Source organism: Curvibacter gracilis ATCC BAA-807, assembly GCF_000518645.1.
Lineage (GTDB): Bacteria > Pseudomonadota > Gammaproteobacteria > Burkholderiales > Burkholderiaceae_C > Curvibacter > Curvibacter gracilis.
The window spans coordinates 348,872-373,805 of sequence record NZ_JADZ01000004.1 but is presented as its reverse complement, the minus strand read 5'-3'; the positions used below and the strand labels follow the sequence as shown (position 1 = coordinate 373,805).

The window sequence follows — 24,934 nt, the reverse complement described above, 5'->3', positions numbered from 1 at the left end:
TCGCCAGCCCTGGCTAGAACGCTCAGGGTTAATACGGTGTCTTTCGCCAACTTACTTCAGTATTGTAATCATCTGCCGAATGCTAACGTTGTCTTTCGGCACATGATTCGAAGCAAGCCCTGGAGACACCATGTCCGCGACACCCGCCCCCCTGCCCCGCCTGTTGGCGCCACCCACCGCCATCTATCGGCTGAGTTCACTCGGCTTGATCGGTTTGATTTTTTCGCTGTCTGCCTGTGGCGGCAGCGACTCGGGCCCCCGGGTGGCCGTCGGTGCCACCCCTGCCAACAGCTGCAGTGCCGCCACCTTCTCGTACGGCAACCTGACCATCACCTCAGCCAAGCTGGTGGCCGCAGGCTCCACCGAAGCCGCCGGCAGCAGCGGCGTCACCGTCACCAACCCCGAGTACTGTGATGTGGTGGGCACCCTGAATGCCCGCACCGGCGCCATCGATGGCCGCCCCTACGGCATCGGCTTCGAGATGCGCCTGCCCACCCAATGGAACGGCCGCTTCTTCTACCAGCCCAACGGCGGTCTCGACGGGTCGGTGGTGGCCGCCGTCGGCGATATCCTGGGCGGCGGGCAAGCGGCCACGGGCCTGACCAAGGGCTTTGCCACCCTCAGCACCGACGCCGGGCACCAGCCCGACACCTCGGTCAATGCCAACATCAATGGCGGCGTGTTCGGCATCGACCCCCAGGCCCGCCTGGACTATGGCTACAACGCCGTCGGCAGCCTCACCCCCATGGCCAAGGCCCTGATCAAGCAGTATTTCGGCAAGCAGCCTGATCGCTCGTACATCGTGGGGACCTCCAATGGCGGCCGCCACGCCATGGTGGCCGCCTCGCGCTTTGGCGACCAGTTCGACGGCTATGTCGCCGGGTCGCCGGGCTTCAACCTGCCCAAGGCGGCGGTGGCTCAACTGTGGGGTGCCAACCAGTTGGCCACGATCTCCAGCAAGTTCACCAGCGGCGCCAAGGCCGGGCTGCCCGATGTGTCGACCAGCTTCAGCGTGAGCCGGGATCTGAAACTGGTCTCCAACGCCATCATCGCCAAATGCGACAGCCTTGACGGCGTGGCCGATCAATCGGTCAACGACATCCAGGCCTGCCAGGCGGCCTTCAACATCAGCACCGCCGTGCCCACCTGCACGGGTGCGGCCGATGGCACCTGCCTGACCGCGGCCCAGAAGACGGTCCTGGCCAACATGCATGCCGGGGCGAAGAACTCGGCCGGGCAGGCGCTGTACACCCAGTTCCTCTGGGATGCCGGCATCTACAACACTTCATCGTCGGGCTGGTTCACCTGGAAGACGGCCAACGCCACCGGCCCGCGCGATCCCTTGTCCGTGGGCTTTGTGTTCACCACCCCACCCACATCGACCAGCGTCATGACCGGCGTGGACCCGACGATCCTGAACTTCGTGCTCGGCTTCAACTTCGACACCGATGCGCCCAAGATCTTTGCCAGCAACAACACCTACACCCAATCGGCCATGAGCTTCATGACCCCGCCCGATCTGCTGATGAGCAAGATGGTGGGCAACGGCGGCAAGATGATCCTGGTGCAGGGTTCGTCCGACCCGGTGTTCTCGGTCCAGGACACCATCAACTGGTACAACAGCTTCCAGTCGGGCTGGAATGATCAGGCCCAACTCTCGGCCCGCCTGTTCATCGTGCCGGGCATGGGCCACTCGCGGGGCGGGCCTGCCACCGACAACTACGACATGGTGGACGCCATCGTGAACTGGGTCGAGTACGGCAAGGCCCCCGACAGCGTGCTGGCCACCGCACGGGGTGTGGGCGGCACCATCGCCTCGACCAATGCCGACGTGCCGGCCAGCTGGTCGCCGAACCGCACCCGCCCGCTGTGCCCCTACCCGAAGGTGGCCCGCTACAACGGGTCCGGCAGCGTGGAATCGGCGGCCAGCTTCAGCTGCCGATGAGGAGGCCCGTCATGACATCTGATGTCTCTGGCACCGGCCCGGTGGGCATGCAAGCCCTTGCGCGACGCCGTTGGCTCGGGGCCAGCCTGCTGGCCGGCACAACGCTGATGGTCAGACCCGGCCGGGCCGCCGAAACCCCGGCCACCGCCACCACCGACCGGGTGCCCATGGCCTTGCCACGCACCGAGTTCGTCTACGAAGCGGTCTGTGACCTGGAGCCGACCCTGGACCTGGGCACCTCACCCTGGGGCGAGCGCCGCATGGTGCCGATCGCGGGTGGCACCTTTGAAGGCCCCGGCCTGAAGGGCAAAGTGCTGCCCGGCGGCGCCGACCGCCAGTTGATACGCCGCGACGGCGCCCGTGCGCTGGACGCGGTGTACGAGCTGCAGACGCATGACGGCGTGATCATCTCGGTGCGCAACCGCGTGCTGGTGCGCCCGCCCAAGGACGGCAGCGGCCGCTACGCGTTTTCAACACTGGAGATCGTGGCCCCCGAGGGCCGCTACGGCTGGCTGAACGACCACGTGCACGTGGGCACACTCGACAGCCTGCGGCCCCAACGCGACGCGGTGGTGATCCGGGTGTTCCGCCTGGTCTGATCCCTGACACCGGTGCAGAGCCGGGTAACTGTGCAGTAAGTCGAGCCGGCGGACCATGCGTCATCGCCAGACCCGTTTGCCATCCTCATGCCCTTGTGAGGAGCGGGTCTGGACCTGATGAACGGAGGTTCAGACCATGAAGGTTCGACACCCCACCGCGTCCTGGGCGGCCAGCGGAGCGAGCCACTGCGCCCTTGCCACGCGCGCCAACGTGGCCCGGGCACAGCATGAAGAGGCCAGCCTGCGGCACAGCGCCCCCCGGCGCCGCAGAACCCTGTTGCTCACACTCCTGGCCGCGGGCCTCAGCCCATGGGCCCTGGCCTCGCCCGTCCCCCCTGTGCAATCCGCCGTGGGCCAGCTGCAGCGCGAGTGGGAGACCATCCGCTACCAGAAGGCCGCCGGCGACCGCGAAAAATGGTTCGAAGGCCTGGCCACCAAGGCTCACATGGTCAGCGAGACCTACGAAGGCCGGGCCGAGCCCCTGATCTGGGAGGGCATCGTGCTCGGTTCGCTGGCCGAGCAAAAGGGCGGCCTGGGCGCCCTGCCGCTGCTCAAGCAGGCGCGCAGCCGCTTCGAGCAAGCACTGCACATCAACGACCAGGCACTGGAGGGCTCGGCCTACACTGGCCTGGGCGTGCTGTATTACAAGGTGCCGGGCTGGCCCCTGAGTTTTGGCGACAAGGCCCAGGCACGCACCCTGTTGACCAAGGCGCTGAGCCTGCAGCCCCGGGGCCTGGACGCGAACTACTTCTACGCCGAGTACCTGGTCGAGTCGCGCCTGCAGGCCCAGGCCCTGCCCTACCTGGAAAAGGCGCTGGCCGCACCGGATGGCCCGGGCCGGCCACTGACCGACGCCGCCCGCCGCCATGAAGCCCGAGCCTTGCTGGACAGGATCAGGCAGGCGCGTTGAGCCTGCAGCACTTGCGCGCCCAACGGCACCGCGCCCCACCCCATCGCCGGCGCTCCACCACCCATCTTCAACGCCCTCAGCCCAAAGATGAACAAGCCCATGCACGAAGACCTGATAGCTCTACCCCGTACCCACCCGGAAGCGCCCCGCGCCGACTCGCTCCCTGCGGCCGCCACCGACAGCCCCCTGCCCCGGCTGCTCACGCGGCTGTTCTTTCTCTCGGCGGTGATCACCGGCCACCAGGCCCTGGCACCCGGCCTGTACCTGATGACCGTGCAAGGGCCGGCATTGCGCGGGCGGGTCTGGGCGCCTGGCGACAAGCTGCAGATCAAGGTGGGCCCCGGCATGACGAATCGCAGCTACACCCCCATCGACTGGAACCCGCAGACCGGTGAGACCCGCTTTGTGGCCCATGCCCTGGCCCTGGGCCCGGGCAGTGAATGGGTGCACCATGCCCGGGTGGGGCAGGCCGTGGCCTTGATGGGGCCACGCCGGTCGCTGGACCTGTCGGCCTGGCCCTCGGCCACCGGCGTGCTGGTGGGCGATGAGACCAGCATCAGCCTGGCGGCCGCATGGCGCCCGGCCCGCGTCGTCCTGGAGGTGGATCAGCCCGAGCACATCCACGCCCTGCTGCAGACCTGGCACCTGCAGGCCGAACTGGTGGCCCGGCAAAGCGATGACGCCCATCTGCCCGCCCTGTCGGCGCTGGTGCTGGCGGGCGCCGAAGCATCCTCGCGCTACGTTCTGACCGGGCGGGCACGCACCATCCAGAGCCTGCTGCCGACACTGCGGGCACACGGCGTGCCCCGGCAGCGGCTGCTGAGCAAGGCCTACTGGGCACCCGGCAAGGCCGGCCTGGACTGAGGCGCGCCGGGCCGTCAGGCAGGCGCAGCTCAGCGCCCACCGCTGGGGGCATCGCATAAGCTCGGCTGCGGGCTCAGCCCTGGCGGCTGAGCAGCTGGCGACACGGCCTGGGGGGCCACCCAGGCCTCACCCGACTCGATGCGGCGCGCCATGTCGTCGAGTTGCTGCGCCGATTCAGGCGCCACGGGGTTCATCCAGGCCAGGGCATAGCAGATCACCAACAGCGTCAACACCAAGCCGGCCACACTGCGGGCGACGGGTGCCTTCAGGTGGCGCCGCAGGGTGGCGGCCTGGGTGAACAGATGCACGCCCACGGCAGCCACCAGAAGGATGCCGAACACTTTGTGCACCGGGTGCAGGCGCATCGTGAAAGAGGGTTGGTCCACGACCAGCATCATCAACCCCGAACTGGCCATGCCCACAAAGGCCACCAGCAGCACAGAGGTCGTCAGGCGGCGCATCATGGCAGAACCTCCTGCGCGATGGCGGGCTGCAGACCCAGCCTGAACTCGGCCCCGGGCTCGGCATTGCGCGCGCTCAGGCACCAGCCGTGGGCCTGGGCCACTTCCAGACAGATCGCCAGCCCCAGGCCGGCCCCCACGTCGCGCCGCCCAGGGGCTCGCCAGAAGCGGTCGTACAGGCGCGCAAAGTCGGCCGGCGCGATGCCCGGGCCGACGTCGCGCACCACCACCGCCTGGGCCTGCAGCCGCAAGGTGACGTTGGAGCCTTCGGGCGCGAAGCCGATGGCGTTCTCCACCAGGTTCTTGAGCAGCACGAACAGCGCCGAGCGATCGCCTTGCACACCCTGGGGGACCGATTCGATGTCGGGCACCAGGCCGACGCCGGCGCGCTGGGCCAGGGGCGCCAGAAAGTGGCACACCTCCCAGACGATGGCCTCCAGGTCGAGGTCGGCATGGCGGTAGCTGCGGGGCTCGGTCACCTCGGCCAGCACCAGCAATTGCTGCACCTGGCGGGAGAGCTGGTCCACGTCCTGGATCAAGGCCTGGGTATCGGTGTCGCCCAGCTCCATCTGCCCCTTGAGCAAGGCCAGCGGGGTCTTCAACTCGTGGGCCGCATCGGCCAGGAACTTCAGCTGCCGGGCAAACGCATCCTCCAGCCGCTGCAGGCTCTCGTTGAACGACAGCACCAGGGGCTTGAGCTCGCGAAACACCCCTTCGGTGCCCAGGCGCAGCCCCGGGCGACTGAGCTGGATGCGGCCCGCCTCTTCGGACAACCGGCTCACGGGAGCCAGCAAACGCCGGAACAGAAAGAACTGCACCGCCCCGAGCAGCAGCACCGAGAGCACCGCCATGAGCAGCATCAGGCCTCCCAACCGGGCCCCATTGCCGGCATGGAACAGCACCACCAGCCGCTCGCTGAGGCCGACCTGAAGCCACAGCCTGCGCGGGCCGCCATCCGGGCTGGGCACGGAGACCGTGCGCACCCGCATGGGCAGGCCCTCCACCCACACCCGGCCATGGGCTTCTTGCGGGGTGGGCGCCGGCGCGGCCCCTGGCCAGACCTGTCGGGCCCGCGCAGAAGACCACAGCAGTTCATGGCCCTGTTCGTCGAAGATGCGATAGACCAGGTCCAGCGGTGCCAGCTCGGACAACCACCGAACCTCGTCCGGAATGGCGATCTGCGTGGGCTGGCCCTGGGCATCGAAATGCACGCGGTCGGACAGTTCGGTGGCCACGGCCAGGGTGGAGTGGTCCACCCAGTGCAGCGGATCGCCGCGCAGAAACCAGAAAATGCCCAGGGCGATCAGCGACAGCGTGAACAACCAGGCCACGAGGTAGGTCCACATCAGCCGGGCGCTGAGGCTGAGGTCAGCCCACTTACAAGGCTTCAAGCGCATAGCCGACCCCCCTCAGGTTCTGGATCTTCACGGTCGAGCCCAGGGCCTGGATCTTCTTGCGCAGACGGTGCAGGGCCACATCGAGGGCATTGGGGGTGACGGCCTCCTGCAGCCCCCAGGCGGCAGCCTCGAGGGCACTGCGCCGTATCGGATCACCCGCCCCCTTGATCAGGGTGAGCATGATCTGCAGCTCGGTGCGGGGCAACAGCACCGATTGCTGCTCGCACACCAGCAGGGCCTTGTGGGGCTGCACCTGCAGGTCGGCAAAACGGGGCTCCAGCGAGGTCTGCTCGGGCGCCCGGCGCAGCAAGGCACGCGTGCGGGCCACCAGCTCTTCCACCGAGAACGGCTTGGTCAGGTAGTCGTCGGCCCCGCCTTCCAGACCGGCAATGCGGTCGTGCAAGGCATCGCGCGCGGTCAGGATCAGGCAGGGCAGCTGCTGGCCGCTGTCGCGCCAGCGCCGGATCAGCGACAGGCCGTCACCATCGGGCAGTCCCCGGTCGACCAGTGCCGCCGAATAGGCCTGGCTTTGCAGCGCCGCCCAGCCCTGGTCCATGCGCTCGAGCACATCGCACTCGACGCCGGCCTGCGCCAGGGCTCTTTTGATCAGGCTGGCCAGCCTGGGATGATCCTCGATCAACAGGACGCGTTGCACGAGCCGACTCCCTTTCAAAACCGATACAGGTAGCCTACACGCACCATGGGCAGGGTCGAGCGGTCCACCAGCGGGCTGTCCTTGATCGACGAGCCCAGGCGGGTCACGCCCAGGTCCACAAAGGTGGTCTGATTGGGTACCAGCCGGTAGTCCAGGCGCACGGCCAGTTCGGTGTTCAAGGTGCCCTTGGCCTGGTAAGCGGCACGGCCGGAGCGGGCCTCGGACTGCTCCACGCCATAGTAGTACTGCACGTACTTCTGGTCCTGCCAGCTCAGTTGGGCCCGCGGCGCGATGCCGAAGCCGCCCAGGTCAAACCGGCGCTCCACCCCGACCTTGAGCTTTTGCCCCTTGCTGTTGCCCGAGGCGTCGCCCGCCAGCTCGGCAGACAGTTGGGCCAGCTCGGTGCGCCAGGCCACCCGCGTACCCACCCAGAAGCTGGCCTTGCGGTCGGCCATGCCGGCCAGGGTGGGGGAATCCTTGGCCTGGTAACCCTCGTCGGCCCCGTAGGCCAGCGTCAGCCCGAAGGCCACCGGCCCGGCCTGCCCCAGCTTGAACTCCAGGCCCGGACCGAACACCCGGACCCAGGCGTTCTCATACGTCACCATGGGGAAGACCTCGGTCTTGTGCCTGAAATCCTTGTAGGCCCGGACCCGGGGAAACACCACGCCGCCGACACCCCAGCCGTAGCCAGGATCAGCGTCGGCTGGTGCACCATCGGCCCAGGCGGCGTGGGCGCAGGCCAGGCACAGGGCCAGGGCGGTCAAAGGCAGGCGCCGTGGCATGTGTGGGTTGATTGCTTTCATGAGATTCCTTCAAAACAGGGAAGACATCTCATGCTCACCGACATCGACTTACCGCACCGTTACTGGGAACGGCTTTTGCCGTTGCTGCCCTGAGTCTTCTGCCACAGCCTCGGACGGCAGCAACACCCGCAAGCCGCGCGTGATCAGTCCTGGCTGCGGCCGACCGTGCCGAACGAAATCCATTCGTTTTCCAGGTCTTCCTCGATGCGGCTGAAAGCCTGGCTGGCCTCAACGGTGCCCAACGATTCATAGCGGATCTTGCGCACCAGCGAATCGAGCGCCTTGGTCTTCTTCCAGAACCAGGCGGATTTTTGCTCGAACCGGAACACGGTGCTGGCCGTCAGCATGACGGCGGGCAGGGCCGCCATGGAGGCGGTGAACCAGGTGGGTATGTCATGGATGGCGGCCGTGATGCCCGAGCCAATGCTGGCCAGGACAATGACACCCGATACCGCGTAGGCCAGAAAGTAGTTGCGGATCGCGAAGCGCCGCGCCGCTATCGCGGCAGCAGCGATCTCTTCGTGGATCGCACGCGCCAATTCATCATCGGAAGGATTCATGGTGGGCTCCAGGCGTCGGGCTGCAGCCGCCCCGCAGGGGGAGAGGGCTGGTAACGCCTGGGCATTCTGCAACCGGGCGCACGACGCAGCAAGCGCCTGCAGCCCAGGATGGCGCTCAGAAGCTGTGCTTGATCCCCAGCGAGACGCCGGTGCTGGTGGCACTCAGACCGGCGCCCTGGTAGTCGCGTTTCCAGCGCGTGTTGTCGGCCTCCAGGTAGACCAGAGAGCGCGTCGACAGCTTGTATTCGAGGAAGGCGATGGTGCGGTTGTAGCCATCGTCCACAGCCGCGGTCCGCGAGCGGTTCACGCGGTAGTGCCCCACCAGCAGATCGAGCTGCGGCGTGAGCGGCCAGGTGCCGCCCAGGCCCAGCACCTGGTTGCGGGTCTTGGCCGTGGCCGAGGTGTCGGCGCTGTGCCCGCTGTAGGTCAGGTTCAGCCGGCCTGCCCCGACAGGAACCGCCACGCCACTGACATAGCCGTTCAGGGTCAGGCCCGTGACGGTCTTGAATTGGGTGTAGGCCAGAATCCCCTGCCAGCTGGCGCTTTTGTACTCGACACTGGCGCCGTTGGACGAGAGCTTGCTGTTGCTGTCAGCCTGATTGCCGAATGCGTGCATCACGCGCGCGGTAGTGTTGCCCACGCTGTAGGCGTACTTCAGCGAGTTGTCCAGACGGTAGCTGCCCGTGCTGGAGCCCGAGGCCCCGTACTCGATGCCCAGTTGGTGGGCGCTGAGTGCCGAGATCGCCACATTCGAATTGAGGCTGGCAAAGCGCGTGGCCAGGGGATCGACCGGCAGCACCGCATCGGCCAGCAAGGTGTTCTGGCGGCCCAGGGTGAGCGTGCCCAGATCGCCCTTCAATCCGGTGTACGCGCCCCGGTCAAAGAACTTGGTGCTGCTGGCGGTGGCGCCGGTGTTGATGTTCAGACCGGACTCCAGGAAGAACAGGGCCTGCAGCCCGCCGCCCAGGTCTTCGGTGCCACGGTAGCCCAGACGGCTGGTGGTGTTGATGCCGCTGTTGATCATGCTGGCACTGCCGACCGAGCGGGCATTGGCAGGGTCCATGCCCGATGTGCTGCGCACACCTGCGTCCATGATGCCGTAGACCACGGCGCTGCTCTGGGCCAGCACCTGGCCCGACGCCAGCAGGCCCAGCAACAGCGTGGGCACGGCATAGCCCGCCCGATGGGGCGCGTCTTTGTTCTTCATGCAAGTCTCCTCGTTTCCCGAGATGTCGTTTTGGTGAATGTGCTTGGCCACCCCGGCGCCCGCGGCTCATCACGTGGATGGGCGTGGCCGGGCTCCCAAGGCGAAAGCGGCGTGATGATGCGGGGAGACAGGCATTTGTTCAATTGCATTAATTTGATTTATAAATGCCCCATGCGCATCAATATCGAATTGGGAGAACTGCAGGCCTTTCTGGCCGTGGCCGAGAAGTCCAGCTTCAAGGCGGCGGCCGAGAGCCTGTTCATCTCGCAGCCGGCGCTCAGCCGGCGCATCGAGAAGTTGGAGCAGGAGCTCAAATGCCAGCTGTTTCAACGCACCACGCGGCGCGTGGCCTTGACGGACGAAGGCCGTCAGCTGCAGGCCCATGCCCAGATCGTGATGGAGGAATTGCGCCTGGCCTACCAGGGGCTGGAGGCACGGGCGCTGGCCCGCACCGGCAAAGTCACCGTGGCCTGCGTGCCCTCGGTGGCGCATCACATCCTGCCAGCAACGCTGGGCCGCTACCGCAGCCTGCACGAAGGCGTGCGCGTGAAGATCATCGATGAGAGCGCCCAGATGGTGCTGGACAGTGTGCTGCACGGCCACGCGGATTTCGGCGTGAACTTTCTGGGCAGCCAGGAGGCGGATCTGGACTTTCTGCCCATCCGCACGGAAGACTATGTCGTGGTGGTGCCCGAGGACCACGGCCTGGCGCGGCGGCGCAGCGTGTCGTGGAAGTCGCTGCTCAAGCAGCCTTTGATTGCCGTGTCCAGCAGCAGTGGCAACCGCCTGCTGATCGACAGCGCCATCGCCCGCACCGGCATGCGCCCCAGCATCGGCTACGAGGTCAACCACGTGACCGGGGCCCTGAGCCTGGTGGCGGCGGGCCTGGGCGCCGCGGTGTTGCCGGCCCTGGCCGTGCAAGGCCCGCTGCAAGCCGGCTTGAAAGGCGTGCCCCTGACCGACCCCACGGTCTCACGCACCCTGGGGCTGATTGTTCACAAGGGTGCCCGCCTTCACCCCGAAGCCCAGAGCCTGGCAGACCTGCTGGTGCAGGCCATCCAGGCGGTGTGACGGCGGAAGGCCGGGCACGCCTGAAAGGGTGCCCCGGCCGCCTGCTTCAAAGCTGGCAGCTGAAGTTGGCCGCCGACTCGATGTCGCCCGAGCCCTTGTAGCGCGCCACCTTGGGGTAGACACACAAAGGCCGTGTGCGCGTGGCCGACCAGGTGCTGGGCACATCGGCGTTCACGCCGCCCGCGTTGCCGGCACCCCGGGCCGTGGCCACCACCTGATCGGGCGCCTGGCCTTGCTCGACCCAGGCCACCAGCGGGGTGATCATGTCGAACTGGTCGGTGGCCGGGCCACCGGAGCAGTGGTTCATGCCCGGCACGCGGAACAGGCGGGCGAAGTTGGTGGCATCGCCTCCGTTGGCGGCGTTCAGGCCGTCGATCAAGGCCACGGTGTCATTGACCGAGAAGATCGGGTCGCTCACGCCGTGGTAGACCATCACCTTGGCGCCCCGGTTCTTCACCGCCGACAGGTCGGTGGGTTTGGGCGGCGTCATGAAGCTCATGCCCGACTCGGTGTAGGTGCTGTTGGTGGCGTTGATCTGGGCCACCAGGGTGTCGATGTTGGCCCCCAGTGTGAAGGCCGGCCCGTTGAAGGTGGCTGCGGTCTCGGGCGGGGTCTTGAAGATCAGGCCCACGGCGCCCGAATCCAGCACCAATGGCGCCGTGAACTCCCAGAAGGCCACCCCGGCACCACCGTGCCCGCTGTCGAACGGAAAGCTGTTGTACACCGCAGCGCCGGCACTGGTGCTGGGTCCTTTGAAGATGTTGGCCACGGCCGTCTTTTGCGCTGCGCTCAGGCAGGTGCCGTCGCGGCTGCCAGAGCAGGTGGGCACGTCGGTGGCGATGTTGAAGGCGCTTTGGCAGGCCTTGGTGTCCTGGATCAGGCCGTCGGTGGCGCCGTCGAGTGCATCGCACTTGGCCAGCACCGCCTTGGACACCAGGGTGCGCTCGGCGGTGGTGTAGGCGGTGCCCAAACCGGCCGGTGTGCTGGGGTCACTGCCTGCGGTGACCAGGCTGGCGTATTGCTGGCCACGGTAGATGCTGCGCACCGCCGCCTTGGGCAGGTTGTAGCCGGGGGCTCCGGCCAGAAAGCCGTCGTACTGGTCGCTGTAGCGTGCCGCCCCGACAAGGGTGTGTCGACCGCCGTTGGAGCAGCCCCCCAGGTAGGACCGATCGGGGCCCTTGCCATAGGCCAGCTGGATCACGTTCTTGGCCATGGGGGTGAGTTTTCCTACCGCCTGGTAGCCATAGTCGAGACGGGCCTGGGGGTCGATGCCGAACGTGGGGTTCTGGGCTGCGGTGTGGCCGGCGTCCGAACTCAACACCGCAAAGCCTTGCAACAGAGCATGGGTCTGCGGGCCGCCGCCGAAGCCACCGGTGGCGGTCAACACATTGCCGTCGGTGCCGCCGTTGGCCTGGTAGAAAAAGCGCCCGTTCCAGTTGACCGGCAGGCGCATCTCGAAGCCGATGGCATAGGTCTGCCCGTCGACGGCACTCACGCGCTGATTCATCTTGCCGGTGACCAGGCAGTGCGCCGGCACGGCCTGGCCCGCCACCGTGAGCGTGCCGGCGGCCACCGTGCTGGTGCCCGTGATGGCTGTGTTCTGCAGGGCGCCCAACTTGCTGGCCAAGGCCTCGCAGGTGCCGGACAGGCTGGCACCTGTGGCGGCGCCCAGTTGGGGAATCACCACCCCGCCACCCCCACCGCCACAAGCCGACAGCAGGGCCGCCGCCAGGCTGACGGGCAGCAAGTACCAGCCGCCTGAATGGTTTGAATTTTTAAGCATATTGAAGTCTCCTCGTGGGCTTTATTGCAGTTTTATCGCCTGATTGACCTTTATGGGCCACTCAACTAATTACTGTATGTAATTAGTTTCGGAGGCATGACTAGGGAATACACGAAGAAAAAGGCGGCTGGCCAGGGGATGAATGCACGCACGCGGCCATCAGCGCGCACACCGCGCGATCAGCGCTCAAATGACGAAGACGTGGCCCGTCCGGACTCCCTGCGCGAGCGCAGGCAGCCAGTCAACATGCCAAGGGGCTCAGCGGGTCTCCGGCTCGCCCTGAGACAGCACCCAGGCCGCCAGTTGGTGGGCCTCGGCCTCGGTGACACCGGGCTGGCGCGGCATGATCACGCGGCCCCAACGCCCCACCGAGCCGGCGCGGATGATCGCCGCCAGCCGCTCGGGCGCCTCCGGGTCGCCCCGGTAGCGTTGCGCCACCTGGGCATACCCGGGCCCCACCTGCTTGTGCACCAGGCCGTGACAAGACAGGCAACCGTGGCCACGCGCCAGGGCCAGACCCGGGTTGGGTGCCTCACCCGCCGCATCGCCAAAGGCCACCCACAACAGCCCGGCCAAGCCCAGTGCCAACAGGCTGCCCAGTGCCACAGGCCAGAAATGACGGAGACGTTGGATCAAGACCCGGGCTTTCAGACTTTGCGGTGGGCCGCCACCTTGGTCAGCAGTTCGAACAGCAGGGTGCGCTCACCGGGGCTGAGGTGGCTCAGCAGGTCGGCCTCCATGCGGTCGATGATGGTCTCCAGCTTTTGTACCAGCGCCTCGCCGGCCGGTGTGAGGCGCAGGTGCTGCACGCGCCGATCGGTCTCGCTGCGCTCGCGCTGCAGCAGGCCGCGCTCTTCGAGCCGCCCCAGCAGCAGCGTGAGGTTGGGGCCAGGCACGTTCATGGCCACCGACAGGCGCTTGGGCGTCACATGTTCATTGGAGGCCACCAACATCAGCAGGCTGAACTCCAGCTTGTTGAGCTGGCATGGGGCCTCGATGTTCGCCTTGAAGAGCCGGTTGGTGGGGATGGACGCCTGCGCCAGCTGGTAACCCAGCAGGCGGGTGAGCCGATGGTGATCAAGGTGGCCGGGGCCGGTGGGGTCAGAAACACGTGTGCTGGGCATACCGCGGCAAGTGTAGCGCCGGCCAGATGCCCGCCCGACACGGCGGCGCCTGTCCATGAAAACCCTGCACAAAGCTAACCGTATAAACTATATATACTGTTTACACTGATTGCATCGCATCCGATGCGGCACCCCTCAAGCTCCACCTCGAAAGGAGGTTAGAACAATGACTTATCTGCTGGCACTCTTGGGCCTGGCCTTGCTGATGGCCTGGCGGCGCCACCTCCACCTGGGGCGCTATCGCACGGTGCGCAGCCGGCGTGTGGGCTGGCTGACCGCCGAGCTGCGCTACCGCGACTTCCTGGAGGCCCCGAATCAGGAGGCGTTTCCCGAACCACGTGAAGAGCGGCTGGTGGTGTGGCGTCTGCTGGGCTGCGTGGTGTATGTGCGCCGCCGCAGTGTGGCCCTGCCCAGCCAGTGCGACGCACGCATCAACCACATCAGCGAGCGCGATTTTGACGCCCGCTTTGAAAACGACTTTCGGCTGACCGCCTGGTAGGCGACCGATCAAGACGGCAGCGGGCTTCAGTGCCCGCGCACCAGGCTGAGCAAGGCCTCCGGTGCGCCATACAACACCTGCCCCGTCACCACCCTTGAGCCACCCGCTGCCTGCACCTGCAGGGCCGGCACCCCTTGAAGCCCCAGTTGCTGCCAGGCACTGCGGGCTTTTTGCATGCGCTCACGGGCGTGGGCCAACAGGCCGGCGTCGCCGGCCTGCAAGGCCTGGGCCGCAGCCTGCAGGCCCAGGCGATTGAGCAAGGCGACCACCACCGCAGCGTCACTGGTGGCCAGGCCTTCCACATAGCGGGCATGCTGCAGGGCGTGCAGGGCCTCCAGTTCGCGCCCGGGGGCGGTGATCTGCACGGCACTCAGGGCCCGGGTCGCGGGCCCGGAATCAAAGTTCCGCGTGGGGTCGCCCAGCACCTGCTCGCGGTAGGCGGGGCTGAACACCTGCCCCGTCAGGGCCTGGATGCGCTGGTCATTGGCCCAGGCATAGGCGGCCATGCCACTGTCCATGGGGCGTGCCGCCTCGTCGGCAAACAGCCCCACGGGAGCCAGGCTCAAGCCGATGTCGGGCTGGCCCTGCAACACCTTGAGGGCTGGCACCGCGCCATAGCACCAGCCGCACAGCGGGTCAAAGAAATAGCGGACCTGGACGGGGGCGGACTGGCTCATGGGGTACTGCGGCATGTTTGACTGGTTGAGGTGATCGATCAGTGGCTGCTCAGCGGCTTACCACTTCATTTCGCCCTTGTTGACCTTGGCGCCCAGGTCCAGCGACATGGCACCAGGCAGGCCCGGATAGGCCTGGTTCATGCCCTGCACCACCGCCGCACTGTTGGCACCCTTGGCCAGTTGCTGCTCAAAGGTCTTGAGGTAGGCGCTGGTGAAGCTCAGGTTGGCCGCGGTCAGCGGGGTGGCCGCTGCCATGTGGCCGGGCACCACCACCTCGGGCTTCAGGGCGGCCATTTCGTCCAGTTGGGCGACCCAGGCGGCACGCTCGGCCACGGTCTGTGTGTCAGCCGTCCAGACGTGCATCTGGCCGAACACCCCCAGGGCGCCGGTGATGGTCTTGATCGAGGGGATCCACACATAGGGGCGGTGCGCCAGCAGGCCTTGGGTGCCACGCAGCTCGATGACTTCGCCATCCACGCTCAGACTGTTGCCCTGCAAGGCCTTGGGCAGCACCGGGGTGACCGGGGCGTTGGCGCCCATCTTGGGGCCCCAGTAGGCCAGTTTGCCGGCCAGCTTGGCCTGGATCTTCTCCAGCACGGCCGGGGTGGCCACCACTTCGGCGGCCGGGAAGAAGGTCTTCAGCGTTTCCACACCGAAGTAGTAGTCGGGATCCGCCTGGCTGACCACGATGGTCTTGAGCTGGCGGCCCGAGTCGAGCACATTGGCGGCGATGCGCAGAGCATCAGAGCGGGTGAAGCCGCCGTCGATGACCACCGCCTCCTTGGCGCCATAGACCAGAGTGGAGTTGACGTTGAAACTGTTCGGACCGGCGTTGTAGACCTGCAGCTGCAAGGGCTCGGCCTGGGCGGCGGCGGCAAAAGCCAGGGACACGGTGGCGGCGATGACGGTGGTGCGGAACATGGTGAGGTCCTGAGGTTGGGTTGCGATGGGGTGAAGTTTAGTTTCGTAAAACGCGCAGATAAACCCGATAATCTGCGCATATCTGTTGCACAAATCGACCAAATCATGGACCGACTCACCGCCATGCGCGTGTTTGCCGAGGTGGCCACGGCCGGCAGCTTCAGCGCCGCCGCCGAGACGCTGGAGATGTCACGCTCGATGGTCACGCGCCATGTGGGCGAGCTGGAGCAATGGCTGGGTGCCCGCCTGCTGCAACGCACCACCCGCCAGGTGACCCTCACCGATGCGGGCGAGAACTGCCTGCGCCGCTGCCAGCAGATGCTGGCCCTGGCCGACAGCCTGCAGGAAGAGACAGACACCCACGGCGACACCTTGCGCGGCCTGTTGCGCGTGACCTGCAGCGTGTCGCTGGCCTACGCGCAATTGGCGGCCATGCTGACCGACTTTCTGAGCCGGCACCCGCAGCTCAAGATCGACCTCAACGCCAGCGAGGCGGCGCTCAACCTGGTCGAAGCCCGGGTGGACCTGGCCATCCGCATCAGCAGCGACCCCGACCCCATGCTGATTGCACGCCCGCTGGCGCCCTGCGAATCGCACCTGGTGGCCGCCCCGGCCTACCTGGCCCGCCAGGGCCGGCCCGAGCAACCCGAAGACCTGGGCCGACACCGCTGCCTGAGCTATGCCAACTTCGGCAAACATGTGTGGCGCCTGTCGCGCGGCGCCGAGACCCGCGAGGTGGCGGTGGCCGCGTACTTCAGCGCCAACGAGGCCACCGCCCTCATGCAGGCCACCTTGGCCGGCGCCGGCATCGCCCTGCTGCCCACCTACCTGGTGCACGCCGAACTGGCCGCCGGCCGGCTGCACACCGTGCTGCCCGACTGGCAGCTGCCCACCCTCACCATCCAGGCCCTGTACCCCTCGCGCCGGCAGTTGTCGCCCGCCGTGCGCGCCTTGCTGGATGAGCTGGTGCTGCGCTTTGCCAACCCTCCGTGGCAGGCCGTGGTGCCGGCCCTGGGCTCAGCTGCGCCAGGGCCCCAAACCCTGCACATGCGGTGAGGCCTGAGGTGGGCCCCAGTGCCAGGGCCAGGCCCCACGCAGGTGCAGCACCTGGCTCAGGTGCAGGCGCAGCACGCGCTGCGCCCCGGCAAAGCCGCGCAAGGCCGCAGCGTCGGTCAGCAGTTGGGCCTGGGCCAGCACGTACAGCAGATCACCCCTCTCAAAGTCGATGAACAGCAGGCCCGCACGCGGCTCGAGCAACAGATTGCCCAGGGTGTTGAAGTAGAAGTTGCCGCTGAAGTCGGGCACGCTGAGCTGACCAGGGTGATCCACCCGCACAAAGCCCGGCGGGCCGCCGCGGTGCGACACGTCCACCCCATGGCGTGGGTCGCTGCTGGTGCCGCTTTGCGGGTGCGCCGTGGCCACAAAAAAGGTGTCGGCCTGCGCCACCAGGGCCTGGGCCTGCGAGCTCAGGGCGCTGTGCCGTTCGATCGGCGCGGGCTCGACAAGGCTTGCGCTGCCGGCGCGGCGAGGCAACAGCTCACGCGCCACGATGTATTTTGGGCAGTTGCCAAAGCTCTGCCCCACTTCGATCAAGGCGCTGTCGTCGTCCTGGGCGGTGATGCGGCCATTGAGCCGGTTGCGCCGACGTGTGACCGGCTCGATGCCCAGCAAGCCCACGGGCCGCCCCGCCTGCCAATGATCTGCCGTGGGGTCGCCCGCCAGGCCACTGCCCTGCCAGCGCAGGCGCAAGTGGCTTGCGTCGGGCACCTGCATGAAGCCCGCGCCCCCAGCCCGCAGCGAGGCCCAGGGCTGACCGTCATCGGCCACGGTGCCGGTGACCACAAAAGGCTGCTGGGCAAAAAACTGCTGGTGCTGCTCGGGCATGTGGTCGCGCAGCACCCGCCCACCCGCCTCGGCCATGCGCTCGCGCAGCATGGGAGACACCTGGTGTTGCAAGGCTTGCTCGCCTTCGTGGAAGGCCTCCAGCGGGTCCGGTGGGCGGACGGCAGTCATGCGCGCAGGCCCACCGGGCTGCGGGGCATGGGCACAAAGCCCGGCAAGGCCTCCACCTTGCGCAGCCATTGCTGCACCGCCGGGTAGGGCTGCAGCGACACCTGGCCTTCAGGTACCGCCTCGGTGTAGCTGTAAAGGGACAGGTCGGCCAGCGACACCCGATCACCCAACAGCCAGCTCTGCCCTTGCAGGTGCGCCTCCATCACCGCCAGCAGGGCATGCGCCGTGGCGATGGGGCCCTCGGGTGAGAAGGGGCGCTTGAACAGCACGATGGCGCGGGCCGCTGCCGCACCCTGGGCCAGCGGGCCGGCCGCGATGCTGAACCAGCGCTGCAGCCGGGCCTGTTGCAGGGGATCCTGGGGCCACCATTCGGGCCCGGCATACCGGCGCGCCAGGTACACCAGGATGGCGTTGGAATCGGGCAGTGTCAGCTCACCGTCCTGCAGCACCGGCACCTGGCCCAGCGGATTGAGGGCCAGAAAGGCCGGCGTCTTGTGTTCACCCGCCGCCAGATCGACGTCGATGGCCTCAAAGCGCAGGCCCAGCAGCGACAGAAACAGCTCCACCCGGTGGCAATGGCCGGACAGGCGCATGCGATGCAGGCGCAGGCGGGGTGCCGGGTGGAGTGAGGACGAGGCGACGGTGTCCGGCGAGGCGATCGAAGAGGTCATCGGGGATTCCTGAAGAGGGGTGAGAACAGGACAGGATTCTGGTTAATCCACTCGATTGAATAAATACTTCAAAATTGATCTCACTACTCCATAAAACGGATGAATACCCCATGGACAAGCTCAAGGCCATGCAGACCTTTGTGCAGATTGCCGATGCCGGCAGCCTGAGTGCCGCGGCACGCGCCCAAGGGGGATCACTGCCCGCCGTGGTGCGCACCCTGGCCCAATACGAAGCCCACCTGGGGGTGCGCCTGTTCAACCGCAGCACGCGGCGCATCTCGCTCACGCCCGACGGACGCCAGCACCTGGCCAGTTGCCGGCAACTGCTGGGCGCCGTGGCTGAAGCCGAAGCCGCGCTGCGCGAGGGCGCCACCCAACCCACGGGCACGCTGACGGTGACCGCGCCGGTGCTGTTCGGGCAGCTGCACGTGGCCCCCGCCGTGACCCGCTTCGTGCAGCAGCACCCTCAGCTGCAATGCCGTGTGGTCCTGCTCGACCGCGTGGTGAACCTGCTCGAAGAAGGCTTTGACATGGGCTTGCGCATCGGCCACCTGGACGACTCGTCCCTGGTGGCGCGCGCCCTGGGCGAAGTGCGCCGCCCGGTGGTGGCCAGCCCGGCTTACCTGGCCCGTGTGGGCAGCCCCCAGCACCCACGGGATCTGCAGCAGGCCAATTGCATCCACCGCCTCGACGGGCGCAATGCCTGGGGCCCGTTCCAGGAGCACGGCCGGCTGTTTGAGGTGGAGGTGTCGGGCCAACTCGCCTTCAACCACAACGCGCCGGCTGTGGCGGCCTGTGTGCTGGGCGGCGGCTTCGGGCATTTCTTCAGCTACCAGGTGGCGGCAGAGCTGCAGCGCGGCGAACTGGTCGAGGTGCTGCAGGCCTTTCAAGGCCCGCCCACCCCCGTTCAGGTGGTCTACCCCCATGCGCGCCTGCTGCCGGTGCGGGCCCGCTTGTTCATCGACTGGATGCGACAGGAACTGGCAGGCTTTGCGCCCGAAGCACCCGCCCTGACCTGAGCCACCGCCTGCCAAGGGGCCCAAACGGGTGCCCACGGGTGCCAGCAACACAGGCTTGACAGCAAAACTGTTAACGTTACCATTCACATTTAGTGGGCATGAAAGCTTCTTCCTATGGCAGCAGCGTTCGGCCACTTTCATAAATGACAACGACCCTCAATACGAGCAGCCCCCGAACATGACCGAGCCCAGCACCGCCCCCCTCTACATCACCATGCACGCGCTCGACAACGTGGCCATCGTGGTCAACGACGGCGGCCTGCCGGCCGGCACCCGCTTCGCGTCAGGCCTGGTGTTGCGAGAGAAGGTGCCCCAGGCCCACAAGGTGGCCCTGGTGGACATCGCCCAGGGTGAAGCGGTGCGGCGCTACAACGTGCCGATCGGCTATGCCTTGCAGGCCATCCCGGCCGGTAGCTGGGTGCATGAGCGCCTGCTGCAGATGCCCGCCGCACGCGAACTGGAGGGCCTGCCGATCGCCACCGTCAAGCCCGAACCGCTGCCGCCGCTGACGGGTTACACCTTCGAGGGCTACCGCAATGCCGACGGCTCGGTGGGCACGCGCAACATCCTGGCCGTGACCCAGACCGTGCAGTTCGTGGCGGGTGTGACCTCCTTCTGTGTTTCGCGCATCAAGGCCGAGTTGCTGCCGCGCTACCCCCATGTGGACGACGTGGTGGCCCTGGAGCACACCTATGGCTGCGGCGTGGCCATCGACGCGCCCGATGCCGTCATCCCCATCCGCACCGTGCGCAACATCAGCCTCAACCCCAACTTTGGCGGCGAGGTGATGGTCATCAGCCTGGGCTGCGAAAAGCTCCAGCCCGAGCGCCTGCTGCCCCCGGGCAGCATCCCCATCCGCGACGAACGCGGCCAAGCCACCGGCGCCGACGCGCCGCTGGACACCATCTGCCTGCAGGACGAGGCCCATGTCGGCTTCATGTCCATGGTCGATCACATCCTGCGCCAGGCCGAGGGGCACCTGCAGCGCCTGAACGCCCGCCGCCGCGAGACCGTGCCCGCCAGCGAGCTGGTGGTGGGCGTGCAGTGCGGTGGCAGCGACGCCTTCTCAGGCGTGACAGCCAACCCGGCCGTGGGCTTTTGCACCGATCTGCTGGTGCGCGCCGGCGCCACCGTGATGTTCTCGGAGGTGACGGAGGTGCGCGACGGCATCGACCAGCTCACCGCCCGCGCCGCCAGCCCCGAGGTGGCCCAGGCCATGATCCGCGAGATGGCCTGGTACGACGCCTACCTGAACCAGGGGCGCGTGGACCGCAGCGCCAACACCACGCCCGGCAACAAAAAGGGGGGCCTGTCCAACATCGTCGAGAAGGCCATGGGCTCGATCGTGAAAAGCGGCAGCTACGCCATCACCGGTGTGATCTCGCCCGGCGAGAAGCTCACGCAAAAAGGCCTGATCTACGCGGCCACCCCGGCCAGCGACTTCATCTGCGGCACGCTGCAGCTGGCCGCCGGCATGAACCTGCATGTGTTCACCACCGGCCGCGGCACGCCTTACGGGCTGGCCGAGGTGCCGGTGATCAAGGTGGCCACGCGCAATGACCTGGCCCGGCGCTGGCATGACCTGATGGATGTGAACGCCGGACGCATTGCCAGCGGCGAAAAGACCATCGAGCAGGTGGGCTGGGAGCTGTTCGAGCTGATGCTCGACGTGGCCAGCGGCCGCAAGAAGACCTGGGCCGAGCAGTGGAAGCTGCACAACGCCCTGGTGCTGTTCAACCCGGCCCCGGTGACCTGACTCTTTCAACCCAAGCGATTTCTCAACCAAGAACCACGGAGACAAGCATGAGCGAACCCCAACCAACCCCGGCCCGCCGCCAATTCATGAAGGCCGCCACCGGCGCCGGCCTCGCGGCACTGAGCGGCCTCGCCGCGGCCCAGAAGATCGCCTTCACGCCGAATGCGCGCTACCCCGACCAGGCTGTCGAGGTGCTGGACCCCAGCTTTCTGAAGTACCGCATCTACAGCAGCTCGGTCGAGCAACTGGCCAGCGGCATGCGTTGGGCCGAGGGGCCGGCGTATTTTCCGGCCGGGCGCTACCTGCTGGTGAGCGACATCCCGAACAACCGCATCATGAAGTACGACGAAACCAACGGCGCCTTCAGCGTGTTCCGTGAGCAGGCCAACTACGCCAATGGCAACACCCGCGACCGCCAGGGCCGGCTGCTGACCTGCGAACACTCGCTGACCCGCCGCGTGACCCGCACCGAGCACAACGGCAAGATCACGGTGCTGGCCGACCAGTACGAAGGCAAGCGCCTGAACGCACCCAACGACATCGTGGTCAAGTCCGACGACAGCGTGTGGTTCACCGACCCGCTGTTCGGCATCAACGGCGAATGGGAAGGCTTCAAGGCCAAACCCGAGCAGGCCAGCACCAATGTGTACCGCATCGACCCCAACGGGCAGATCCGCGCCATCATCACCGATCTCGTGAACCCCAATGGCCTGGCCTTCTCGCCCGACGAGAAGAAGCTGTACGTGGTGGAGTGGAAAGGCACCCCCAGCCGCAGCATCTGGTCCTACGACATCGCAGCCGATGGCAGTGCCTCGAACAAGACCAAGCTGATCGACGCCAATGGCCCCGGCGCCCTGGATGGCTTCAAGGTGGACCGCGACGGCAACCTGTGGTGCGGCTGGGGTTCGGACGGCCGCCTGGGTGTGAACCCGGCCGACCACGATGGGGTGCGCGTGTTCACCCCCCAGGGCAAGGCGATCGCCCACATCCATCTGCCTGAGCGCTGCCCCAACCTGACCTTTGGCGGCCCCAAGGGCAACCGCCTCTACATGGCCAGCTGCCACTCACTTTACGCGCTGTATGTCGAGGCCGAAGGCGCAGTCTGAGCCGCTGTTGTTTTAAATCAGGCTCGGGCCGGGTGGCACAGCCCTGGTGTCATGCAAAATCGGGGCTGGGCTGAACCCAGCCCCTTGCCCCAACCCCGGCCCGACCTTGACCGTGACCCCATCCCGCCAGCAGCCTCCCCGCAAAGCCCCAGCCCGTGCGCTGGAGTTGGTTGAACAGTTGGCCGCGCGCATCCAGGCGGGCCAGCTGCGCGCGGGCGACAAGCTGCCGGCCGAGGCCGATCTGATGGTGCAGTTCGGTGTCAGCCGCACGGTGGTGCGCGATGCCCTGACCAGCCTCAAGGCCCGTGGCCTGATCTACGCGCACCAGGGCCTGGGCACCTTTGTGGCGGCGCTGAACAACGCCCGCCCCTTCTCGATCGACCCGGCCAGCATGCACACCCTGCCCGACCTGCTGGCCGTGCTGGAGCTGCGCATGGGCCTGGAGCCCGAGGCCGCCGCCATGGCGGCCCAACGGCGCACCGAGGCCCATCTGCAACAACTGCGCCAGTCACTGGACGCGGTGACCCAGGCCTGGCTGGCCAACCTGGACCCCGTGGGTGCCGATTTCCGCTTTCACTGCGAGATTGCCCGTGCCTCGCAAAGCCCGCACTACATCGCGATGATGGGCACACTCAGCCCCGGCAGCCTGCCGCGCTGCTGGCAGACCACACAAGACCCGGTGGAAGAAGGCCGACGCAACTACCTGGACCATGTGGCCGACGAGCACGAGGAGATCTACTCGGCCATCCTGCACCAGCAGCCCGAGGCCGCGCGCGCCGCCATGCGCCTGCACATTGCCAAGAGCCGAGAACGCCACCGCGCGCTCGAAGCGCGCAGCAAAGCAGGTTGAAACGCAGATTGAGGCGGCGCACCGTGCCGCCCGCCTGGGGCCAGCTCAGTTGGCCTGCGAAACCAGTGGCCGGCCCGCAAAGAAGGCTTCCAGGTTCTCGATCACCCGGTCGGCCATGGCTTGGCGGGTTTCGTGCGTGCCGCTGGCCACATGGGGCAGCAGCACCACCTGGTCCATCTGGCGCAGGGCCTCGGGCACATGGGGCTCATCCTCGAACACATCCAACCCGGCGCCGGCAATCGTGCCCTCGGCCAGGGCCTGCACCAGGGCAGCCTCATCGATCACGCTGCCACGCGCCACATTGATGATGAAACCCTGAGGCCCCAGGGCCTGCAGCACGGCCTGGTTGACCAGGTGGTGGGTGGCGCTGCCGCCAGCCGCAGCGATCACCAGAAAATCGCTCCAACGCGCCAGTTCGAGCAGACTGGGCTCGAAGGTGTGGGGCGAGCCCGCCACCGGCTTGCGGTTGGTGTAGCGCACGCTCATGTCAAAGCCGCTGGAGCGCCGGGCGATGGTGCTGCCGATGCGCCCCATGCCGAAAATGCCCAGCTTCTTGCCGCTGACGCGGGTGGTCATGGGGTATTTGCCCGACTCCCAGGCGCCGCGGCGCACAAAGCGGTCGCCGGCGGCGATCTGGCGCGCCGCGTCGATCAGCAGGCCAAACGCCAGGTCGGCCACGCAGTCGGTCAGCACCTCGGGGGTGTAGCCTACCTGCACGCCGCGGGCGCTGGCCGCGGCCACGTCGATCTTGTCCAGGCCGACACCAAAGCTGGAGATCACCTTCAGCTGAGGCAGCGCCTCGATGATGGCCTTGTCGACCCCGATGGCCGCCGAGGTGACCAGACCGGTGAAGCTGGGGCCCTGGGCCTGCAGGAAGGCGGCCGGGTCGGCCTCGTCAGCCAGCCGGTGCACGGCGTAGCGGGCGGCCAGGGCGGCCTCCAGCTGAGGCATCTGGCGGCCGATCTGGAGCAGGCGGGGAGTGGTGGTGGTCATGGAAGAAGCTCAGGCCTTTCTGGAGTGGGTTCAGTCAACATGGATGTTCTTGTCGGCAATGATCTGGGCATAGCGCTTGCGGTCACTGGCGATCAACTTGGCAAAGGCATCGGGCGTGCTACCCACGGGTAGGGCCCCCAGCTCGGCGAGCCGCGCCTTGACCTCGTCCAGCGCCAGCACCTGACGGATGTCGGCCGAAATCTTATCGGTGATCTCACGCGGGGTACCGGCCGGGGCCAATAGCCCGACCCACGAGATGGAATCAAAGCCCGGGATGGCGCCTTCGGCCAGCGTGGGCACCTGGGGCAAGGCCGGCACCCGGGTCTTGCCGGTGACGGCCAGGGCCCGCACCTTGCCGCTCTTCAGGTGCCCGCTCGATTCGAGCACGGTGGCAAAGCACAACTGCACATGGCCGGCCAACAGGTCGCCCACGGCCGGGCCACCGCCGCGATACGGCACGTGCTGCACCGCCGTGCCCGAGCCGCTCTTGAACATCTCGGCCGCCAGATGCATCGAGCTGCCGGCGCCCGAGGTGCTGTAGCTCATGGCATCGGGCTTGGCCTTGGCCAGGGCGATGAACTCTTCCACCGTCTTGGCCGGCACCTGGGCGTTGACCATCATCACCAGAGGCAGCTCGGCCACCAGCGACACCGGCACAAAGGCCGTGTCAGGGGCGTAAGGCATGGACTTGTACAGCGAGGGGTTGATGGCCTGGGTGCCGATGTTGCCGAACAACAGGGTGTAGCCGTCGCCCTTGGCCTTGGCCACGAAGTCGGCCCCGATCATGCCGGCGGCGCCGCCCTTGTTGTCGACGATGACCGACTTGCCCCACTTCTGGCTCAGGCGGGTGGCGATCAGGCGCGCGCTGGTGTCGGTGCCGCCCCCGGGCGGAAACGGCACCACCAGGGTCACCGGGCGGTTGGGGTAGTCACCGACTTGGGCATGCACGGCATGGCCGATTGCGCAGAGGCTGAGCGCGGCCAGGGCCAGGGTGCAGCGGCGGCCAAAGAAAATGCGGGGGGTGGTCATGGTTGTCTCCAGGGGTTCTTC

General features: G+C 67.2%; 26 protein-coding genes. 11 read left to right on the top strand and 15 right to left on the bottom strand.

The window, feature by feature from the left end; all coding sequences use genetic code 11:
• The first annotated feature begins 130 nt into the window (after positions 1-130).
• The 4 genes from L880_RS0101730 (at position 131) to L880_RS0101715 (ending at position 4,318) form a co-directional block, all read left to right on the top strand.
• Positions 131-1,945: a tannase/feruloyl esterase family alpha/beta hydrolase gene (locus tag L880_RS0101730; protein WP_084460899.1), complete on the top strand. Its 1,815-nt coding sequence runs from the start codon at positions 131-133 to the stop codon at positions 1,943-1,945.
• A gap of 11 nt (positions 1,946-1,956) precedes the next feature.
• Positions 1,957-2,544, top strand: coding sequence for a DUF3237 domain-containing protein (locus L880_RS0101725; RefSeq protein WP_245614869.1), 588 nt, complete (start codon positions 1,957-1,959; stop codon positions 2,542-2,544).
• 136 nt (positions 2,545-2,680) lie between these two features.
• On the top strand, positions 2,681-3,454 hold the full coding sequence (locus L880_RS0101720; protein WP_245614867.1) for a tetratricopeptide repeat protein: 774 nt from the start codon (positions 2,681-2,683) through the stop codon (positions 3,452-3,454).
• An 87-nt stretch (positions 3,455-3,541) separates the two neighbouring features.
• Positions 3,542-4,318, top strand: a complete 777-nt coding sequence (locus L880_RS0101715) for a siderophore-interacting protein (protein WP_051442955.1) — start codon at positions 3,542-3,544, stop codon at positions 4,316-4,318.
• A 29-nt stretch (positions 4,319-4,347) separates the two neighbouring features.
• Here the strand turns inward: L880_RS0101715 and L880_RS0101710 are convergent, their stop codons facing one another.
• From L880_RS0101710 to L880_RS0101685, 6 genes are all read right to left on the bottom strand, one after another.
• Entirely contained in the window at positions 4,348-4,782 is a 435-nt protein-coding gene (locus L880_RS0101710; protein WP_027474191.1) for a DUF4405 domain-containing protein, read from the bottom strand.
• Positions 4,779-6,125 (bottom strand): sensor histidine kinase, encoded by a 1,347-nt coding sequence (locus L880_RS31270; RefSeq protein WP_051442954.1) that lies wholly within the window; start codon positions 6,123-6,125, stop codon positions 4,779-4,781. Before L880_RS31270 ends, L880_RS0101710 begins: the two co-directional genes overlap by 4 nt.
• 31 nt (positions 6,126-6,156) lie before the next feature.
• Positions 6,157-6,831, bottom strand: a complete 675-nt coding sequence (locus L880_RS0101700) for a response regulator transcription factor (RefSeq protein ID WP_027474190.1) — start codon at positions 6,829-6,831, stop codon at positions 6,157-6,159.
• 14 nt (positions 6,832-6,845) lie between these two features.
• On the bottom strand, positions 6,846-7,634 hold the full coding sequence (locus L880_RS0101695) for a MipA/OmpV family protein (protein WP_027474189.1): 789 nt from the start codon (positions 7,632-7,634) through the stop codon (positions 6,846-6,848).
• A 143-nt stretch (positions 7,635-7,777) separates the two neighbouring features.
• On the bottom strand, positions 7,778-8,194 hold the full coding sequence (locus L880_RS0101690) for a hypothetical protein (RefSeq protein ID WP_027474188.1): 417 nt from the start codon (positions 8,192-8,194) through the stop codon (positions 7,778-7,780).
• 115 nt (positions 8,195-8,309) lie between these two features.
• Positions 8,310-9,401, bottom strand: coding sequence for a porin (locus tag L880_RS0101685; protein WP_027474187.1), 1,092 nt, complete (start codon positions 9,399-9,401; stop codon positions 8,310-8,312).
• Between the two features lie 171 nt (positions 9,402-9,572).
• Between L880_RS0101685 and L880_RS0101680 the strand changes: the two genes are divergently transcribed.
• Positions 9,573-10,472: a LysR family transcriptional regulator gene (locus L880_RS0101680; protein ID WP_027474186.1), complete on the top strand. Its 900-nt coding sequence runs from the start codon at positions 9,573-9,575 to the stop codon at positions 10,470-10,472.
• Between the two features lie 46 nt (positions 10,473-10,518).
• Here the strand turns inward: L880_RS0101680 and L880_RS0101675 are convergent, their stop codons facing one another.
• The 3 genes from L880_RS0101675 to L880_RS0101665 form a co-directional block, all read right to left on the bottom strand.
• A complete protein-coding gene (locus tag L880_RS0101675) occupies positions 10,519-12,255 on the bottom strand; it encodes a tannase/feruloyl esterase family alpha/beta hydrolase (protein ID WP_051442952.1) in 1,737 nt (578 codons plus the stop codon).
• Positions 12,256-12,513: 258 nt separating this feature from the next.
• Positions 12,514-12,891, bottom strand: a complete 378-nt coding sequence (locus L880_RS0101670; protein ID WP_027474184.1) for a c-type cytochrome — start codon at positions 12,889-12,891, stop codon at positions 12,514-12,516.
• 11 nt (positions 12,892-12,902) lie between these two features.
• The gene (locus L880_RS0101665; protein WP_027474183.1) at positions 12,903-13,379 is read right to left on the bottom strand and encodes a MarR family winged helix-turn-helix transcriptional regulator; all 477 of its coding nucleotides are present in this window, start codon (positions 13,377-13,379) and stop codon (positions 12,903-12,905) included.
• A 166-nt stretch (positions 13,380-13,545) separates the two neighbouring features.
• On the opposite strand from L880_RS0101665, the gene L880_RS0101660 reads away from it, so the two are divergent.
• A complete protein-coding gene (locus tag L880_RS0101660; RefSeq protein WP_027474182.1) occupies positions 13,546-13,878 on the top strand; it encodes a hypothetical protein in 333 nt (110 codons plus the stop codon).
• Positions 13,879-13,904: 26 nt separating this feature from the next.
• Here the strand turns inward: L880_RS0101660 and L880_RS0101655 are convergent, their stop codons facing one another.
• Together L880_RS0101655 and L880_RS0101650 are read right to left on the bottom strand one after the other, a co-directional pair.
• On the bottom strand, positions 13,905-14,555 hold the full coding sequence (locus tag L880_RS0101655) for a DsbA family protein (protein WP_043328252.1): 651 nt from the start codon (positions 14,553-14,555) through the stop codon (positions 13,905-13,907).
• Positions 14,556-14,612: 57 nt separating this feature from the next.
• Positions 14,613-15,476, bottom strand: a complete 864-nt coding sequence (locus L880_RS0101650; RefSeq protein ID WP_027474180.1) for an MBL fold metallo-hydrolase — start codon at positions 15,474-15,476, stop codon at positions 14,613-14,615.
• 105 nt (positions 15,477-15,581) lie between these two features.
• Between L880_RS0101650 and L880_RS0101645 the strand changes: the two genes are divergently transcribed.
• Complete coding sequence (locus L880_RS0101645) at positions 15,582-16,532, top strand: LysR family transcriptional regulator (protein WP_027474179.1); 951 nt, start codon at positions 15,582-15,584, stop codon at positions 16,530-16,532.
• Here the strand turns inward: L880_RS0101645 and L880_RS0101640 are convergent.
• Together L880_RS0101640 and L880_RS0101635 are read right to left on the bottom strand one after the other, a co-directional pair.
• On the bottom strand, positions 16,494-17,489 hold the full coding sequence (locus L880_RS0101640) for a pyridoxamine 5'-phosphate oxidase family protein (RefSeq protein ID WP_027474178.1): 996 nt from the start codon (positions 17,487-17,489) through the stop codon (positions 16,494-16,496). The two genes, L880_RS0101645 and L880_RS0101640, sit on opposite strands and share 39 nt — an antisense overlap.
• Complete coding sequence (locus L880_RS0101635; RefSeq protein ID WP_051442951.1) at positions 17,486-18,160, bottom strand: glutathione S-transferase family protein; 675 nt, start codon at positions 18,158-18,160, stop codon at positions 17,486-17,488. The genes L880_RS0101640 and L880_RS0101635 overlap by 4 nt, the downstream gene beginning before the upstream one ends.
• A 110-nt stretch (positions 18,161-18,270) precedes the next feature.
• Between L880_RS0101635 and L880_RS0101630 the strand changes: the two genes are divergently transcribed.
• From L880_RS0101630 to L880_RS0101615, 4 genes are all read left to right on the top strand, one after another.
• Positions 18,271-19,179, top strand: coding sequence for a LysR family transcriptional regulator (locus L880_RS0101630; protein ID WP_027474176.1), 909 nt, complete (start codon positions 18,271-18,273; stop codon positions 19,177-19,179).
• Between the two features lie 178 nt (positions 19,180-19,357).
• Positions 19,358-20,935, top strand: a complete 1,578-nt coding sequence (garD, locus tag L880_RS0101625) for a galactarate dehydratase (RefSeq protein ID WP_027474175.1) — start codon at positions 19,358-19,360, stop codon at positions 20,933-20,935.
• Between the two features lie 47 nt (positions 20,936-20,982).
• Complete coding sequence (locus L880_RS0101620; RefSeq protein ID WP_027474174.1) at positions 20,983-22,041, top strand: SMP-30/gluconolactonase/LRE family protein; 1,059 nt, start codon at positions 20,983-20,985, stop codon at positions 22,039-22,041.
• A 112-nt stretch (positions 22,042-22,153) separates the two neighbouring features.
• Positions 22,154-22,891 carry a FadR/GntR family transcriptional regulator gene (locus L880_RS0101615; RefSeq protein ID WP_051442997.1) on the top strand — a complete coding sequence of 246 codons (738 nt, stop codon included), beginning with the start codon at positions 22,154-22,156 and terminating at the stop codon, positions 22,889-22,891.
• Between the two features lie 45 nt (positions 22,892-22,936).
• Here L880_RS0101615 and L880_RS0101610 read toward each other — a convergent pair whose 3' ends face one another.
• Both L880_RS0101610 and L880_RS0101605 read right to left on the bottom strand, forming a co-directional pair.
• On the bottom strand, positions 22,937-23,884 hold the full coding sequence (locus tag L880_RS0101610) for a 2-hydroxyacid dehydrogenase (protein WP_027474172.1): 948 nt from the start codon (positions 23,882-23,884) through the stop codon (positions 22,937-22,939).
• Between the two features lie 30 nt (positions 23,885-23,914).
• Complete coding sequence (locus L880_RS0101605; RefSeq protein ID WP_043328079.1) at positions 23,915-24,913, bottom strand: Bug family tripartite tricarboxylate transporter substrate binding protein; 999 nt, start codon at positions 24,911-24,913, stop codon at positions 23,915-23,917.
• Positions 24,914-24,934 lie beyond the last annotated feature (21 nt).